Annotated in this window: 19 protein-coding genes; 15 read left to right on the forward strand and 4 right to left on the reverse strand. The window is 69.8% G+C overall.

From position 1 onward, the window contains the following. Position 1 precedes the first annotated feature (1 nt). The 6 genes from sufC to ACQP1K_RS12160 all read left to right on the forward strand — a co-directional run bounded on the left by sufC (position 2) and on the right by ACQP1K_RS12160 (position 4,305). Positions 2-745, forward strand: a complete 744-nt coding sequence (sufC, locus tag ACQP1K_RS12135) for a Fe-S cluster assembly ATPase SufC (protein ID WP_433500975.1) — start codon at positions 2-4, stop codon at positions 743-745. After that, complete coding sequence (locus tag ACQP1K_RS12140; RefSeq protein ID WP_433500976.1) at positions 745-2,034, forward strand: cysteine desulfurase; 1,290 nt, start codon at positions 745-747, stop codon at positions 2,032-2,034. The genes sufC and ACQP1K_RS12140 overlap by 1 nt, the downstream gene beginning before the upstream one ends. A 3-nt stretch (positions 2,035-2,037) precedes the next feature. Further along, complete coding sequence (gene sufU / locus ACQP1K_RS12145) at positions 2,038-2,481, forward strand: Fe-S cluster assembly sulfur transfer protein SufU (RefSeq protein ID WP_055482145.1); 444 nt, start codon at positions 2,038-2,040, stop codon at positions 2,479-2,481. Beyond that, entirely contained in the window at positions 2,478-2,852 is a 375-nt protein-coding gene (locus ACQP1K_RS12150; RefSeq protein ID WP_433500977.1) for a metal-sulfur cluster assembly factor, read from the forward strand. The genes sufU and ACQP1K_RS12150 overlap by 4 nt, the downstream gene beginning before the upstream one ends. Before the next feature lie 228 nt (positions 2,853-3,080). Continuing rightward, positions 3,081-3,272, forward strand: a complete 192-nt coding sequence (locus ACQP1K_RS12155) for a hypothetical protein (protein ID WP_433500978.1) — start codon at positions 3,081-3,083, stop codon at positions 3,270-3,272. A 61-nt stretch (positions 3,273-3,333) separates the two neighbouring features. Continuing rightward, positions 3,334-4,305 (forward strand): acetylxylan esterase, encoded by a 972-nt coding sequence (locus tag ACQP1K_RS12160; protein ID WP_433500979.1) that lies wholly within the window; start codon positions 3,334-3,336, stop codon positions 4,303-4,305. 113 nt (positions 4,306-4,418) lie between these two features. On the opposite strand, the gene ACQP1K_RS12165 is transcribed toward ACQP1K_RS12160, so the two are convergent. Next, on the reverse strand, positions 4,419-4,547 hold the full coding sequence (locus ACQP1K_RS12165) for a hypothetical protein (RefSeq protein ID WP_433500980.1): 129 nt from the start codon (positions 4,545-4,547) through the stop codon (positions 4,419-4,421). A gap of 112 nt (positions 4,548-4,659) precedes the next feature. Between ACQP1K_RS12165 and ACQP1K_RS12170 the strand changes: the two genes are divergently transcribed. The 3 genes from ACQP1K_RS12170 (at position 4,660) to ACQP1K_RS12180 (ending at position 7,610) form a co-directional block, all read left to right on the forward strand. After that, positions 4,660-4,923: a phosphoribosyl-ATP diphosphatase gene (locus tag ACQP1K_RS12170; protein WP_433500981.1), complete on the forward strand. Its 264-nt coding sequence runs from the start codon at positions 4,660-4,662 to the stop codon at positions 4,921-4,923. A 77-nt stretch (positions 4,924-5,000) separates the two neighbouring features. Continuing rightward, entirely contained in the window at positions 5,001-5,846 is an 846-nt protein-coding gene (hisG, locus tag ACQP1K_RS12175) for an ATP phosphoribosyltransferase (protein ID WP_433500982.1), read from the forward strand. Between the two features lie 345 nt (positions 5,847-6,191). Further along, positions 6,192-7,610 carry a DEAD/DEAH box helicase gene (locus ACQP1K_RS12180; protein WP_433501547.1) on the forward strand — a complete coding sequence of 473 codons (1,419 nt, stop codon included), beginning with the start codon at positions 6,192-6,194 and terminating at the stop codon, positions 7,608-7,610. 61 nt (positions 7,611-7,671) lie between these two features. Here the strand turns inward: ACQP1K_RS12180 and ACQP1K_RS12185 are convergent, their stop codons facing one another. The 3 genes from ACQP1K_RS12185 to ACQP1K_RS12195 all read right to left on the reverse strand — a co-directional run bounded on the left by ACQP1K_RS12185 (position 7,672) and on the right by ACQP1K_RS12195 (position 9,964). Continuing rightward, the gene (locus ACQP1K_RS12185; protein ID WP_433500983.1) at positions 7,672-8,958 is read right to left on the reverse strand and encodes an SLC13 family permease; all 1,287 of its coding nucleotides are present in this window, start codon (positions 8,956-8,958) and stop codon (positions 7,672-7,674) included. 173 nt (positions 8,959-9,131) lie between these two features. Beyond that, positions 9,132-9,590: a CBS domain-containing protein gene (locus tag ACQP1K_RS12190; protein WP_433500984.1), complete on the reverse strand. Its 459-nt coding sequence runs from the start codon at positions 9,588-9,590 to the stop codon at positions 9,132-9,134. An 86-nt stretch (positions 9,591-9,676) separates the two neighbouring features. After that, entirely contained in the window at positions 9,677-9,964 is a 288-nt protein-coding gene (locus ACQP1K_RS12195) for a hypothetical protein (RefSeq protein ID WP_433500985.1), read from the reverse strand. Between the two features lie 278 nt (positions 9,965-10,242). On the opposite strand from ACQP1K_RS12195, the gene ACQP1K_RS12200 reads away from it, so the two are divergent. The 6 genes from ACQP1K_RS12200 (at position 10,243) to ACQP1K_RS12225 (ending at position 16,170) form a co-directional block, all read left to right on the forward strand. Next, entirely contained in the window at positions 10,243-11,262 is a 1,020-nt protein-coding gene (locus tag ACQP1K_RS12200) for a histidine kinase (RefSeq protein ID WP_433500986.1), read from the forward strand. Next, a complete protein-coding gene (locus ACQP1K_RS12205) occupies positions 11,259-11,939 on the forward strand; it encodes a response regulator (RefSeq protein WP_433500987.1) in 681 nt (226 codons plus the stop codon). Before ACQP1K_RS12200 ends, ACQP1K_RS12205 begins: the two co-directional genes overlap by 4 nt. 299 nt (positions 11,940-12,238) lie before the next feature. Further along, entirely contained in the window at positions 12,239-12,886 is a 648-nt protein-coding gene (locus ACQP1K_RS12210; protein ID WP_433500988.1) for an acVLRF1 family peptidyl-tRNA hydrolase, read from the forward strand. A gap of 287 nt (positions 12,887-13,173) precedes the next feature. Continuing rightward, positions 13,174-14,772: an ABC-F family ATP-binding cassette domain-containing protein gene (locus ACQP1K_RS12215; RefSeq protein ID WP_433500989.1), complete on the forward strand. Its 1,599-nt coding sequence runs from the start codon at positions 13,174-13,176 to the stop codon at positions 14,770-14,772. Between the two features lie 114 nt (positions 14,773-14,886). Then, on the forward strand, positions 14,887-15,102 hold the full coding sequence (locus ACQP1K_RS12220; RefSeq protein WP_055482135.1) for a helix-turn-helix domain-containing protein: 216 nt from the start codon (positions 14,887-14,889) through the stop codon (positions 15,100-15,102). Between the two features lie 234 nt (positions 15,103-15,336). After that, the gene (locus ACQP1K_RS12225) at positions 15,337-16,170 is read left to right on the forward strand and encodes an enoyl-CoA hydratase/isomerase family protein (protein ID WP_433500990.1); all 834 of its coding nucleotides are present in this window, start codon (positions 15,337-15,339) and stop codon (positions 16,168-16,170) included. The last annotated feature ends 21 nt before the right edge of the window (positions 16,171-16,191 follow it).

Raw genomic sequence — 16,191 nt, forward strand, 5'->3', positions numbered from 1 at the left:
CGTGCCCACCCTTGAGATCCGTGACCTGCACGTCAACGTCGGCGACAAGGAGATCCTGCGCGGCGTCGACCTGACCGTCGGCGCGGGGGAGACCCACGCCATCATGGGGCCGAACGGTTCCGGCAAGTCGACCCTGGCCTACGCCGTCGCCGGTCACCCCAAGTACACGATCACGTCGGGCGCCGTGCTGCTCGACGGCGAGGACGTCCTGGCGATGTCCGTCGACGAGCGCGCCCGGGCCGGTCTGTTCCTCGCCATGCAGTATCCGGTCGAGGTGCCCGGCGTCAGCGTCTCCAACTTCCTGCGTTCTGCGATCACCGCGGTCCGGGGCGAGGCGCCCAAGCTGCGCCAGTTCGCCAAGGACCTGAAGTCCGGGATGGACGCGCTGTCCATGGACCCCGCCTTCGCCCAGCGCAACACCAACGAGGGCTTCTCCGGCGGTGAGAAGAAGCGCCACGAGATCCTCCAGCTCGAACTGCTCAAGCCGAAGATCGCGATCCTCGACGAGACCGACTCCGGTCTCGACATCGACGCGCTGCGCGTGGTGTCCGAGGGCATCAACAGGTTCCGCAGCGGCGACACCGGCGTGCTCCTGATCACGCACTACACCCGCATCCTGCGGTACGTGCAGCCCGACTTCGTCCACGTCTTCGCCGGTGGCCGGGTCGTCGAGGAGGGCGGCCCCGAGCTCGCGGAGAAGCTGGAGGCCGAGGGATACGAGTCCTACACGAAGGCATCGGCCTGATGACGAGCACCGGCGTCCAGCCGACGGTCGGCGCGGGCGGCCTCGACGTGGAGAGGGTCAGGAAGGACTTCCCGATCCTCTCCCGCGAGCTGCCCGGCGGCCGCCCGCTGGTCTACCTCGACTCGGCGAACTCCTCGCAGAAGCCGGTCCAGGTGATCGACACGATGCGCGAGCACCTGATGTCGCACTACGGCAACGTCGGCCGGGCCCTGCACGTGCTGGGCAGCGAGTCCACCGAGGCGTACGAGTCGGCCCGCGGCAAGATCGCCGCCTTCGTCGGCGCGCCGTCGCGGGAAGAGGTGATCTTCACCAAGAACGCCTCCGAGGCGATCAACCTGGTGGCGTACGCCTTCGGCAACCCGACGAACACCGACGAGCGGTTCCGCCTCGGCCCCGGCGACGAGATCGTCATCAGCGAGATGGAGCACCACTCCAACATCGTGCCGTGGCAGCTGCTCGCGCAGCGGACCGGGGCGACGCTGCGCTGGTTCCCGGTAACCGACGAGGGCCGCCTCGACGTCACGGGCCTGGACGAGCTGGTGAACGAGCGCACCAAGATCGTGTCGATCGTGCACCAGTCGAACGTGCTTGGCACGGTCAACTCGGTCTCGCCGATCCTGGCCCGGGCCCGCGAGGTGGGCGCGCTGATGATGCTCGACGCGTCGCAGTCGGTGCCGCACCAGGCCGTCGACGTGCGCGAGCTCGGCGTCGACTTCGTGGCCTTCACCGGGCACAAGATGGTCGGTCCTTCCGGGATCGGCGTGCTGTGGGGCCGGCGGGAGCTGCTCGACGCGATGCCGCCGTTCCTCGGCGGCGGCGAGATGATCGAGGCGGTCTGGATGGACCGCTCGACCTACGCCCCGGTGCCGCACAAGTTCGAGGCGGGCACGCCGCCCATCGTCGAGGCGGTCGGCCTGGGCGCTGCCGTCGACTATCTCACCTCGATCGGCATGGACCAGGTCAAGGAGCACGAGCGGACGCTCACCGCGTACGCGCTGGACGCGCTGGCGGAGATCCCGGGGCTCAGGATCATCGGCCCGCGCGGCGTGGTCGCCCGCGGCGGCACGGTCTCGTTCGTCCTCGACGGCATCCATCCCCATGACGTCGGGCAGATCCTCGACGACGTGTACGGAATCGCGGTACGGGTAGGCCACCACTGCGCCAGGCCGCTCCATCTGCGTTTCGGCATCCCGGCGACCACCCGGACGTCGTTCTACCTGTACAACACGACGGACGAGATCGACGCTCTGGTCCGCGGCCTCCACCACGTGCAGAAGGTGTTCGGCTGAGCCATGATCGCTGAATCCATGTACCAGGAGCTGATCCTGGAGCACTACAAGCGCCCCCAGGGCCGGGGGCTGCGCGAGCCGTACGACGCGGAAGTGCACCACGTGAACCCGACCTGCGGCGACGAGGTCACGCTGCGGGTGAAGCTGGCCGACGGCGGCAAGGTGCAGGACGTCTCCTATGACGGCCAGGGCTGCTCGATCAGCCAGGCGGCCGCCTCGGTGCTGCACGACCTCGCCACGGGCTCCACGGTGGAGGAGTCGCTGGCGGTCGTCGACGAGTTCACCCGGCTGATGCAGGGCAGAGGCCAGGTCGAGGCCGACGAGGACGTGCTGGGTGACGCGGTGGCGTTCGCCGGGGTCGCGAAGTTCCCCGCCCGCGTCAAGTGCGCCCTGCTGGCGTGGATGGCCTACAAGGACGCGGTGTTGAGAAGCCAGGAGGCGATGTGAGTAAGCCGACGGAGACCCCGACGACCCTGACCACCGTCGACGAGGGGGAGGTCTCCACCGAGGAGGTGCTGGAGGCGCTGCGGGACGTCGTCGACCCCGAACTGGGGGTCAACGTCGTCGACCTCGGCCTCGTCTACGGGGTCAACCTCGACCCCGCCGGAGAGGGAGAGCTTCCGGTCGCGACGGTCGACATGACGCTGACCAGCGCGGCCTGCCCGCTGACCGACGTGATCGAGGACCAGGCCCACTCGGCGCTGGCCGACCTCACGTCGAGCGTCGTGATCAACTGGGTGTGGCTGCCGCCGTGGGGACCGGACAAGATCACCGAAGACGGGCGTGAGCAGCTGCGCATGCTCGGCTTCAACGTCTGATCTCCCGGCCGCTCCACCACGCCCCGCCCGGCCGCTCCGCCGGGCCCGGCCCTTCGGCCGGCTGAGCACGATGCCCGGGTGAAGTCGCGGTGGAAGACCGGGAAGAAGCCGATCGACGGCAGGGGGGCGAGCATGCCGCCCGCCGGGACCGTGCGCTGATTTCGCGCGGCGGGGAGTAGGCGCCGGGCCGGTGCGACCCGGACGTTCGCCGTCCCGTCGCGCCGCACGGTGATCGGCGGTCGGAGGGAGTCGTTCCACTCGGCGAGCACGACGGCGAGCACGATGAAGATCGACGTGGCGGCGAGGGCGGGGCGCGGCGGCGGCACGATCCGCCGCCTGATGCGCCACCCGGCGCCGTCGATCCGTGTGCCCGGAGGCCTTGACCGGGTCAGACATCTGTCGCCCGTACGGCTTGGGTAGCCTTGTCCGCGGGCCGAAGATCACCCGGCCCTCGTACCATCCGGCCCCCCGGGAGATCACCGTGTTCGTTGACATGCCACTCGACCAGCTCAGGACCTACCTGCCCGAGCGACGCGAACCAGAGGACTTCGACGACTTCTGGTCGCGTACGCTGGCCGGGGCGCGTGAGCATGATCTCGGCGCCGAGTTCCGGCCGTACGACACGGACCTCGCCATGATCGACGTGTCCGACGTGACCTTCTCCGGGTTCGGCGGCCATCCCGTCAAGGGGTGGCTGCTCCGGCCGGTCTCGGCGGCCGGCGGCGACGCGCTGCCGTGCGTCGTGGAGTTCGTCGGCTACAACGGCGGCCGGGGGCTGCCGCACGACTGGCTGCTGTGGCCCTCGGCCGGCTACGCCACCTTCGTCATGGACACCCGTGGCCAGGGCGGCGGCTGGCGGACCGGCGACACCCCCGACCCGGCGCCCGGCCTCGGCCCCGAGGTCCCGGGCAAGCTCACCCAGGGCGTCTTCGACCCGGACGGCTACTACTACCGCAGGCTTTACACCGACGTGGTCCGCGCGGTCGAGGCGGCCCGATCCCACCCCGGCGTCGACGCCGACCGGATCATCGTGGCCGGCGGCAGCCAGGGCGGCGGCATGGCCCTGGCCGCCGCCGCGCTCGTCCCGGGGATCGCGTACGCCTTCGTCAACGTGCCGTTCATGTGCCACATCCGCCGGGCGGCGGAGATCACCGATGAGGAGCCCTACGCCGAGCTGGGCCGGTTCTGCGCCACGCAGCGCGCCCGCGTGGACGAGGTCTTCGCCACGCTCGACTACTTCGACGGGATGAACTTCGCGGTCCGCGCCCGTACGCCCGCCCACTTCTCCGTCGGCCTGCGCGACGGCGTCACCCCGGCCTCGACCGTCTTCGCCGCCTACAACCACTACGCCGGGTCCAAGGACATCTCGGTCTGGCCCTTCAACGGGCACGAGGGCGGCGGGACCCGGCAGGCCCTGGAGATGCTCGGCATCGCCAGGAAGGTCTTCGGCTGAATCGTCCGGACGCCGGGCACCGCCGGTGGGAGCCGGCGCGCGCGGCCGTGACGTTCGGCCCGGATACACTGAGTCGTCCACGCGGACCGCGGTGTTCGCCTATGTACGGCTTCTCAACGCTCCGTCCAGGTCTTGTGCGGGCGGCCCACTCGCAGCACGTTCAGATGCGCGACCTCGTCCGAGCCGGTGACGCCGCTGCCCTGGAAGAGGTCGTGCGGCTCCGCGTCGGCCGCGTACGTCACGAGTGCGCGGGCCGGGGGACCGCCCGGCGGGTGGAGAATCTCCCGGGGTCCACGGAGCCCCGAGCCCGTCCGCTACCCTGAATTGGCACGTCCGACGACTTCGAGAGAGACCATGAAGACCTTCGAAGAGCTGTACGCCGAACTGGCTGAAAAGGCGCGCACCCGGCCGGCGGGATCCGGCACCGTGGCCGCACTGGACGCCGGCGTCCATGCCATCGGCAAGAAGGTCGTGGAGGAGGCCGCCGAGAGCTGGATGGCGGCGGAGTACGAATCCACGGAGCGGACCGCTGAGGAGATCTCGCAGCTGCTCTACCACATTCAGGTCCTCATGCTGGCGCGCGGCATCGGACTGGACGAGGTGTACAAGCATCTTTAGCCGCGACGGCCTGATCCGTCGCGGCCGATGCGGGCCCCATCTCGTTCCATCCGACTCCTGAAGGGTTATCTCACGTCATGCTGCGTCTGGCCGTACCGAACAAGGGCGCGCTCACCGAGGCCGCCCAGGCGATGCTGAAGGAAGCAGGCTACCGGCAGCGCTCGGACAGCAAGGAGCTCGTGGTCGTCGACCCGGAGAACTCCTGCGAGCTGTTCTTCCTGCGTCCCAGGGACATCGCCGTCTACGTCGGCGAGGGCACGCTCGACGCCGGCATCACCGGCCGCGACATGCTGTTCGACTCCGGTGCCCCCGCCGATGAGGTCATGCCGCTCGGGTTCGGGCGGTCGACGTTCCGCTTCGCCGCCGCCCCCGGGGCCTTCTCCGGCGTGGCGGAGCTCGCCGGGCTGCGGATCGCCACCTCGTACGCGGGGCTGCTCGGCAAGCACCTCGCGGACAAGGGCGTCGACGCCCGCGTGATCAAGCTCGACGGGGCGGTCGAGACCGCGATAAGGCTGGGTGTGGCCGACGCCGTGGCCGATGTGGTCGAGACCGGCACCACGCTGCGCAACGTGGGACTGGAGGCGTTCGGGGAGCCGATCGCCCGCTCCGAGGCGGTGCTGATCAAACGGGCCGGCGTACCGGAGGAGAACGGCCTGGGGCAGCTCGTCCGCCGTCTCCAGGGCGTCCTGGTGGCCCGGGACTATGTGATGATCGACTACGACATCCGGGTCGAGCACATCGACGAGGCCATCGCGATCACCCCCGGCATGGAGGGGCCGACGGTCTCCCCGCTGCACCGCGAGGGCTGGGTCGCCGTCCGGGCGATGGTCCCGCGCAAGGGCCACCAGCGGGTGATGGACCGCCTGGCGGAGATCGGCGCCAAGGCCATCCTCGTCACCGCGATATTCGCCTGCCGGCTCTGAGCGATCGGCCGCCCGGCGGCCCTGGCGGGCCGTGCCTGCGCCGCCGGTGCCGACCCGCCGTTGGCGCCGACGGCATCCGATGTTGTAGGGTGTTCTTTTGTTACGCCCGAAGCGACTTGAACGACGGTGTTCGTGACAGAGTCGCTTATGAAGACGTGGGCGAATCGCGTGGCGCTGCGTCCGACGCAGTAGCCCCACCCTCCGGCCAAGTCGCATTTCCGGTTCACGCCTGTGTCCGATTCCGGTAGGGCTAGACAGCAGATGTCCCGGCTCGTCCTTTCGCAGAAGTGACGTGCCCCCGCGTTTCGACGCGTTCGCTTCGATGAAAGGCACGACCCCGTGACCATGCTCGACGCTGGCCATATCCTTTCCGCCTCCGACTCCATGCCCGACCTCCTATCCGGCTCCACGACCGACCTCCTGCCCGGCTCCACGTTCACCGCGCTCGGGCTGCCCCGGCCGCTCGTGACCGCGCTGGCCAGGGAGGGCATCACCACGCCGTTCCCCATTCAGGAAGCGGCCATTCCCGACGCGCTCGCCGGCCGTGACGTGCTGGGCCGCGGTCAGACCGGCTCGGGTAAGACCCTCGCCTTTGGCCTGCCGGCGATGGCCCGCATCGCGGGTGAGCGCGCCGCGCCCCGGCGGCCGCGTGCCCTCGTCCTCGTGCCCACGCGCGAGCTGGCCGTGCAGGTCGCCGACGCCCTCGAACCGCTCGGCCGGGGTCTGTCACTGCGCACCAGGATCATCGTCGGCGGCATGCCGATGGGACGGCAGATCGAGGCGCTCCGCCGCGGCGTCGACGTCGTCGTGGCCACGCCCGGACGCCTGACCGACCTCATGAGGCAGGGCGAGTGCTCGCTCGAGGATGTCGAGGTCACCGTGCTCGACGAGGCCGACCACATGTGCGACCTCGGCTTCTTCCCCGTGGTGAGCGCCATCCTCGACGCGACCCCGGCGCACGGCCAGCGCCTGCTCTTCTCCGCCACCCTCGACGGCGACGTGGACAAGCTGGTCCGGCGGTTCCTCACCGACCCGGTCACGCACTCGCCGGTGGAGGTGACCTCCCCGGTCGAGACCATGGAGCACCACCTCTTCCAGGTGCACCGGGACGACAAGATGGACGTCACCGCCGAGATCGCCAACCGTGAGGGCCGTACGATCCTGTTCGCCCGCACCCAGCGCGGAGTGGACCGGATCGTCAAGCAGCTCGCCAGGGTGGGGGTCCGCGCCGGCGGGCTGCACGGCGGCAAGCGGCAGAACCAGCGGACCCGCATCCTCGATGAGTTCCGCGAGGGCAAGGTGACCGTCCTGGTCTGCACGGACGTCGCCGCCCGCGGCATCCATGTCGACGACGTCAGCCTCGTGCTGCACGTGGATCCGCCGGCGGATCACAAGAGCTACCTCCACCGCGGCGGCCGTACCGCCCGCGCCGGGGAGCGCGGCAGCGTCGTGACGCTCGTCATGCCGGACGAGCGCCGCTCCATCAACGCGATGACCCGGCGGGCGGGCATCACGGCGATATGGCATCGGGTCCGGCCCGGCGACGAGGTCCTCAGCGGGATCACCGGTGCGCGGCGGCCCAGCGGCGAGCCCGTCTCCGTGTGGCAGCCCGAGGCCGCCAGGCCGCCGCACCCGCGCCGTGAGGGCCGGTCGACCGACCGCCGCCCGCGTTCCTTCTCACGCCGACGGGGCTCCGACGGCGGGAAGAACCGCGTCCGGGAGGCCGGCGGGTTCCGCGGGTCAGGGACTTCGCACGGCCGCTGACCCTCTCTGACCCCCGCTGACCAGCGGTCACCGTCGGTGACCGCTGGTCAAGCCCTCCTCGTCAGAGGAAGTAGCGCAGCCAGACGTAGCCCCACGCCATCAGCAGGCTCAGCGCGGTCACGAAGATTCCGTACTTGGTGAACTGCCAGAAGCTGATCTTGTGGCCGGTGCGGGAGGCGATGCCGAGCGCGACGATGTTGGCGCTGGCCGCCACCGCCGTGCCGTTGCCGCCGAAGTCGGCGCCCAGCGCGAAGGACCACCACAGCGCCTGCCCGATCTGCGGATCGGCGGTCTGCGCGACCAGGCCCTCGACGATCGGCGCCATGACGGTGGCGTAGGGGATGTTGTCGAAGAAGGCGCCCAGCACACCGGAGCCGAACAGCAGCGTCGTGGCGGTGAGGAAGTGGTCGCCGCCGAGCACGCCGACCGCCCAGTTGCCGACGGTCTCGATGACACCGGTGTGCACCAGTCCGGCGACCATCACGAACAGGCCCATGAAGAAGACCAGCGTGGGCCACTCGACCTCGCGCAGCACCTCCGCGACGTCCGTGCGGGCCACCAGGATCATCACCCCGGCGCCCACCAGCGCGACGATCGCCGGCTCCAGCGGCAGCACGGAGTGCAGACAGAACGCGAGGATGACCCCGCCGAGCACGATCATGCATCGGATGAGCAGCCGCCGGTCGGTGATGGCGCGCCGCTCCTGCAGGGCCATCACCGATGCCACATGCTCGGGGTTGTACTGGAACGCATTACGGAACAGCACCCGGGTGAACAGGACGAACGTCGCGAAGATGATGACGACGATCGGCGTCATGTGGACGATGAAGTCGTTGAACGTCAGTCCGGCGCGGCTGGCGATGATGATGTTGGGCGGGTCGCCGATGAGCGTCGCCGCTCCGCCGATGTTGGACGCGAGCACCTCGGCGATGAGGTACGGCTGGGCCGGGATGCGCAGCCGGTCGCAGACCACCACGGTGACCGGCGCGACGAGCATGATCGTGGTGACGTTGTCGAGGAACGGCGAGGCGATCGCGGTGATGGTCATCAGCATGACCATCAGCCGGTACGGCTGCCCTTTCGACTTCTTCGCCGCCCAGATCGCGAGATAGTCGAAGATCCCCGTCTGCTTGATGATGCCGACGATGATCATCATGCCCAGCAGCAGGAATACAACGTTCCAGTCGATGCCGGCGTGTTCGGAGAAGAACACCTCGCTGCCGGGGATCAGTCCCAGCACGGCCATCAGGCCGGAGGCGACCAGCACCACCTTGACTTTGTTCACCTTCTCCGTGGCGATGAAGAAGAAGGCGACGAGGAAGATCGCTAGAGCTGCGATCGCGCTCATCGACGGCCCCCCGGCGGTGCGGCCGGAGTCGGGCCGGTCACGACGGAGCCGGTCCGTACGGTTTCAAACGGTAGGGGTATGGCAAAAACAGGCATGGTGTAACAAGGCATGACAGGCCTCCTGACGTCGGGCACGTTGTGGCCAGGCTGGACGAAACGGAGCGGCCCGGTGGGTCAGGTACCCGGGGTGAACAGCGCCAGACTGGTCAGCAGCCGTTCCAGGGTGATCGCCCCGGCCAGCCTGCCGTCGGGGGTGACGACGGCCACGAGCGGGTTGCGCAACTGAAGCATCATCGCGGCCACTTCGAGCAGGGTCGCGTCGAGCGAGACCGTGACCGGTTTGACCGGCGGACTCGGCAGACAGTCGCCGACCGAAAGGTCGCCGAGGTCCTGGGAGAAGGCGTCGGCGTAGGCCTCGTCGACGATCCGGGCGAGGGAGGGATCCTCGTGATAGGCCCGGGGGATCGCGAGCCGCAGTACGTCCGTGCCCGAGAGCACCGCCCCCGGCCGCCCGGCCTCGTCGACGACGATCAGGCCGGGCATCCGATTCAGCGCCATGATCTGAAAGGCCTTGGTGACCCGGTCATCGATGGTGACCGTGGGAGGCTTCATGGCGATATCGCGTGCTTGCACGGTGCTGTTCCGTTCAGGGGCGGCGGGGTTCCGCTCGGTGGCGACAGTGCAGGTCGCCCGATCGTTCGGGGTCGTCGCCGGCGCGCTCACGACGTCGTTCCGGCGATCTGTGCCATTTCGCTGATCTGGGCGACGCGGCGCTCGAGGTGGGCGACCCGATCGACGATGGGCCGGCTGTGCAGGATCTCGGCGAGCTGATCGGCCTCATCCTGCTCGAGTACGATGCTCTGCAGTGGTTCGTCCGACCCGGCCGCGTAGATGAGAAGCCGGTACCGGCCGGCCCTGTCCGAGAGGACGCCGAAACGCTGCCCTCCTCGGGTGACGCACTGATGTATGGTGCCGGTGCCGGGCACAGCCGTGCGGGAGACGCGCACGCAGAGATACCTCCGTTCCGACCTTCCGTTGGTCGCCGATCCTTATCGCGGGTGATGCCGGAAGGTTCCGGCCCCACAGTCCATTTTCGACCGTGGCGCGGCTGTCCGCCATAGGGCCTGGCACCCATTTCGGCAGGGGCGCGACCTGCAATCTCTGACCGAGATGGGAGCGAACCCCCATGGACATCCGGATCCTACGGGGCTAGGAAGGACTGCGGAAGGGAGGAAGGGCGCCTGCGCGCCCGTCCGAAGGACGGGCCGGGGAGGCCAGGACCCCGATGAGCCACTCCAACGACCGGCGACCGCAGCAGGCCGCCAGACGTTCGCGGACGCCGTCGCGCGCGCTGTTCTGGCGGCTGTTCGCGATCAACGGGTTCGTGTTCACGGCCGGCACGCTCGTGCTCGCGCTGTCGCCCGCCACGGTGTCCTCGACGGTCCGGCTGGCCGAGGTGCCGGTCCTGACGATCGGGCTGACACTGATCATCGCCGCGAACGCGCTCCTGCTGCGGGCCAGCCTGGCTCCGCTGGACGCGCTCGCCACGCTCATGCAACGCGTCGACCTGCTGGAATCGGGGGACCGGCTCGCCGACAGCGGCACCGGCGACCTTTCCCACCTGATCGGCACGTTCAACGCGATGCTCGACCGGCTCGAATCGGAGCGCAGCGCGAGCAGCGCGCACGCGCTGGCGGCGCAGGAGGGAGAGCGGCAGCGCATCGCGCGCGAGCTGCACGACGAGATCGGGCAGAGTCTCACCGTGGCACTGCTCAGCCTCAAGCGCGTCGTCGACCGCGCGCCGGAGGACCTGCGCGAGGACCTGCGCGCCGCCCAGGAGACGGTCCGTTCCAGCCTCGACGAGGTGCGCCAGGTGGCGCGCAGGCTGCGTCCAGGCGTGCTCGAAGACCTCGGGCTGCAGAGCGCCCTGAGCGCGCTGAGCAGCGAGTTCTCCCAGGCCAACCAGGCCTCGATCTCACGGAAGGTCGATCCGGTCCTGCCCGATCTCAGCGAGGACGTGGAGTTGGTCATCTACCGGATCGCGCAGGAGAGCCTGACCAACGTGGCCAGGCACGCCCACGCCGACCATGTGGGGCTGTCGCTGACCGTGAGCGACGGCGGCCTGATCCTGCGCGTCACCGACGACGGACGCGGCGGCGTCCGGCAGGAGGGAGCCGGCATCCGCGGCATGCGGGAGCGCGCCCATCTCATCGGCGCTCGCCTGACCATCGCGTCCCCGCCCGGCGCCGGCACGGACGTACGTCTGGTCATACCCATCGAGGCCGAACGGAGCCGAACGCGGTGAACACCTCAGCTGAGCCGAGCACGGAGACCGCCAAGACCCGCATCCTGCTGGCAGACGACCACGCCCTGGTCCGGCACGGGCTGCGCCTGATCCTCGACGCCGAGCCCGACCTCATGGTCGTGGCCGAGGCGGCAGACGGCGCGGAGGCCGTCGAGGCGGTCGCCGGCGGGGGCATCGATGTGGCGATCCTCGACATCGCGATGCCCCGGATGACCGGGATCCAGGCGGCCAGGGAGATCAGCCGGCGGGCGCCCGGTGTCCGCATCCTGATCCTTTCCATGTACGACAACGAGCAGTACTTCTTCGAGGCGCTCAAGGCGGGGGCCTCGGGCTACGTGCTGAAGTCGGTGGCCGACCAGGACCTGCTGGAGGCGTGCCGGGCCGCGGTGCGCGGCGAGCCGTTCCTCTATCCGGGGGCGGTCACCGCGCTCATCCGCGACTACCTGCACCGCGCCCGGCAGGGCGAGCAGATGCCCGAGAGCATCCTGACGCCGCGTGAGGAGGAGATCGTCAAGCTGATCGCCGAGGGCAACTCCGCCAAGCAGATCGCCGAGACGCTGTTCATCAGCGTCAAGACCGTCGACCGGCACCGCGCGAACATCCTGCAGAAGCTCGGCATGCGCGACCGGCTTGAGCTGACCCGCTACGCCATCCGCGCCGGCCTCATAGAGCCCTGATCGCCCCCACCCCCCTCATGGCCGTGATCTTGCAGTTTCTTGCAGACCGGCGCCGTGAGCAGGAACTTTCACATTCGTGATCTTGCAGTTTCTCGCAGGACTGCTGTCTGGCCTGGTGAAATACCATTTGTGATCTTGCATCCTCCGCCAACTGCAAGATCACCAACCGGGTCTGCGCACGTCGGACGGCGTTCCTGCGAGAAACTGCAAGATCAGCGCAAAGGTTCAGGCAGGTCATGAGGGTCGTGTGCGAGAAACTGCAAGATCACGGCCACGGGGGTGGGGTAGCCTGACCTGTCATGGCGGCGCGACCGGCGGCGGGCGGGGGCAGATGGGTCTCGGTCGCCCCCGAGCGGCTCTCCCGGTGGATCGACGGCTTCGCCGTACGGCACGGGAACGTCGCGACCACCGTCGCCGACGACGTGGTGCGGCTGGAGGCGGCCGACGGCTCGGTCGCCGAGTGCCTGGTCCCGTTCCCGCCGCTGCGCGGAGATCTGGTCGAGCACGCGTCCCGGGAGCGGACGGTGGGGGTCCTGCTGGTACGGCTCGGCGGCTACGCGGCCGGGGTGTTCACCGGTGAGCGGCTGGCCGCATCGAAGGTCGGGTCACGGCCGGTGCACGGGCGCAGCGCGGCCGGAGGCTGGTCGCAGCAGCGTTTCGCCCGGCGCAGGGAGAAGCAGTCGGCCGAGGCTCTCGGCGCCGCGGCCGAAGCCGCGTTCCGGGTGCTCGTGCCGTACGCCGCCGAACTCGACGCCGTCGTGCTCGGCGGCGACCGGCGCGCGGTCGCCGAACTGCGCGGCGACCGGCGGCTGGCGCCGCTGTTCGCGCTCGCGGCCGAGCCGTTCCTGACCGTGCCCGACCCCCGGCGCGGCGTGCTGGAGAGGACCCCCGCGATGTTCCGCGGCGTGCGCGTCCGCGTCGTCGACGTCGTTTCGGAACCGTCCTGATCGCCGGCACACCGGTCGCCGGCCGGGAGCGAGGGAGCGGAGCGCGAGGGAGCGAGGACCGCACGCGAAAGCCCGCCGGAGCGCACCTCGCGGCGGACCGGAGCCTCCTTCCGGCGCGGTGACCGGGCCTCGGGCGAGGCCGCCGACCAGGGGCGGCGGCGGACCGGGCCGTCGACCACGTTCGGCTCGGGGCGGCCGGCGACTACAATGGCGGACATGCGCGCTCCCGACTGATCGGCCCGTGCGCCGATCCCCTTCGAAATTTCCTCACGGGAGTGTCCCCATTCATGATCATCGCCACTGACGTCGAACTGCGCGCGGGATCCCGGCTGCTCATCGAGGGCGCCTCCTTCCGGGTCAACCCCGGCGACAAGATCGGACTGGTCGGCCGCAACGGGGCCGGCAAGACCACGCTCACCAGGGTCCTCGCGGGTGAGGGCCTGCCGGCGGCCGGGACCGTGAGCGTCACAGGCGAGATCGGCTACCTGCCCCAGGATCCGCGCACCGGCGACCTGTCGGTGCTCGCCCGCGACCGCATCCTGTCGGCCCGCGGCCTGGACGAGGTGCTGCGCGAGCTGCGCGCGGCCGAGCTCGGCATGGCCTCGGCCGACACGCGGACGCGCGACAAGGCGGTACGCGCCTACGGCCGGCTGGAGGACCGCCTGCACGTGCTCGGCGGCTACGCGGCCGAGGCGGAGGCCGCCTCGATCGCCTCCAGCCTCGGGCTGCCCGACCGGATCCTGCGGCAGCCGCTGGGGACCCTGTCCGGCGGGCAGCGCAGGCGGGTGGAGCTGGCCCGGATCCTGTTCAGCGGAGCCGAGACTCTCCTGCTTGACGAGCCCACAAACCACCTCGATGCGGACTCAATCGGGTGGCTTCGGGATTTTTTGCGTGCGCACCAGGGCGGCTTGGTGATCATCAGTCACGACGTGAACCTTCTTGAAGCGACGGTAAACCGGGTGCTCCACCTCGACGCCAACCGGTGCGTGATCGACACCTACAACGTCGGCTGGAAGGCGTACCTGACACAGCGGGAGACCGACGAGAAGCGCCGCAAGCGCGAGCGGGTCAACGCCGAGCGGCAGGCCTCGGCGCTGCTGTCACAGGCCGACCGCATGCGGGCCAAGGCCACCAAGGCCAAGGCGGCGCAGGACATGGAGCGCCGGGCCCGCCGCCTGCTGGCGGGCGTCGAGGGCGAGCGGCGGGCGGACAGGGTCGCCAAGCTGCGCTTCCCCGAGCCGGCCCCGTGCGGCAGGACGCCGCTGACGGCGCACGCACTGTCCAAGTCGTACGGCTCGCTGGAGGTCTTCACCGACGTCGACGCCGCCGTGGACCGGGGATCCCGCATCGTCATCCTGGGCCTGAACGGCGCGGGCAAGACCACGCTGCTGCGCCTGCTCGCCGGGATCGAGAAGCCCGACACCGGCGACGTCCGGCCCGGTCACGGACTGAAGATCGGCTACTACGCCCAGGAGCACGAGACCCTCGACCCGGGGCGTACGGTCCTGGAGAACATGCGCTCGGCCGGGCCCGATCTCGCCGAGGTCGAACTGCGCAAGGTGCTCGGCTCGTTCCTGTTCTCCGGCGACGATGTGGACAAGCCGGCCGCGGTGCTGTCGGGCGGTGAGAAGACACGGCTCGCCCTTGCCACGCTGGTGCTGTCGAGCGCCAACGTGCTGCTGCTCGACGAGCCTACCAACAACCTTGATCCGGCGTCACGGGAGCAGGTTCTGGCGGCCCTCGGCTCGTACGCCGGTGCGATCGTGCTGGTCACCCATGATGAGGGTGCCGTAGAAGCGCTTCAGCCGGATAGGGTGATTTTGCTGCCGGACGGAGTCGAAGACGCGTGGAGTGACGAATTTTCCGATCTTGTGGCACTCGCCTGATCTTAATTTGAGCGGGTAGGGATCTTTTCCCGCGGAGTAGGTAGCCGATCTCGTAGAAATGACTGATCATGGCGTGAGTAACGCTGCGGAAGTCTGGCACTACAGGAGGTACTCGTGGCCGAGACTCTCAAGAAGGGCACCCGGGTGACCGGGGCCGACCGTGAAAAGCTGGCCAACGATCTGAAGAAGCGCTATGCCGCGGGTGAGAGCATCCGCGCTCTGGCGGCTTCCACCGGCCGGTCGTACGGGTTCATCCACCGCATCCTCAGCGAGTCGGGAGTGACTCTGCGCGGGCGCGGCGGTGCGACCCGGGGCAAGTCCAAGCGCTAGCGATCCACCTCAAGACGCGCGACCGCAGCCGCTCGTTCCAGCAGTCGGAGTGGTCGCGTCCGAGCCGCCAGAATGAGATTCGGTAGGCTCGGGCGCGACCGCGGAGACAGGGGAGCGCGAGCGATGGCACGTACGGAACACGTACGGGCCGGGCGCGCACGGACGGGACGCCGCACCGGACCCGGCCGTGTGTGAAGGCGAGCGACCGCCCACCGAAGGCAGGAGCGAGCAGCGATGGCGGAAGCGGCAATTGGGGGGAGCGGACTGCGCTTCGAGATGGACGGCGAGATCGCGACCGTCACCTTGAACCGGCCGGAGAAGCGGAACGCACAGACGTTCGCCACCTGGTCGGCTCTGGCCCGGATAGGAGAAGACCTTCCGGAGCAGGTGCGAGTGGTCGTGATCCAAGGCGAGGGGCCGTCCTTCTCGTCGGGCCTCGATCTGGGCATGTTCGCCCCGGACCCCGAGCCGCGCGCTCAGCATTCCGAACCCGCTCAGCATCGTGGGACCGAGCGGGAGTCCGGGACGGATTCGTTCGCCGCGGCGGCGGCGCACGGCGACGCCGATCTGCGTCGGCTGATCGCCGAGGCCCAGCGCGGCTTTCTCTGGCTGCGCCGGCCGGACATCGTCTCCATCGCGGCGGTGCAGGGCCATGCCATCGGCGCGGGTTTCCAGCTCGCGCTCGCGTGCGACCTGCGGATCGTCGCCGACGACGTCATGTTCTGTATGAAGGAGCCCGCGCTCGGGCTGGTCCCCGACCTGACGGGGACCAAGCCGCTGGTCGACATCGTCGGGGTGCCACGGGCCATCGAGATATGCCTGACCGCACGCGTCGTCGGCGCGGCCGAGGCGCTGCGGCTCGGACTGGCGGAGACGGCGGTGCCCCCGGACGAGCTGGGCCGGGCCGTACGGGATCTGACCACGGCGCTGCTGGCCGTCGACCGCGAGGCGGCGACCGCCACCAAGAGACTGCTCCAGGGCGCGCCGCAGCGGACGCTGGAGGAGCAGGCCGCTGCCGAGCGGGCGGAACAGGCGGCCCGTATCAGGGCGCTGTTCGCTGGAGGCTGATGATGGAATCGGGCGCCTTCC

The organism is Sphaerimonospora sp. CA-214678 (genome assembly GCF_050942215.1).
Classification (GTDB): Bacteria; Actinomycetota; Actinomycetes; order Streptosporangiales; family Streptosporangiaceae; genus Sphaerimonospora.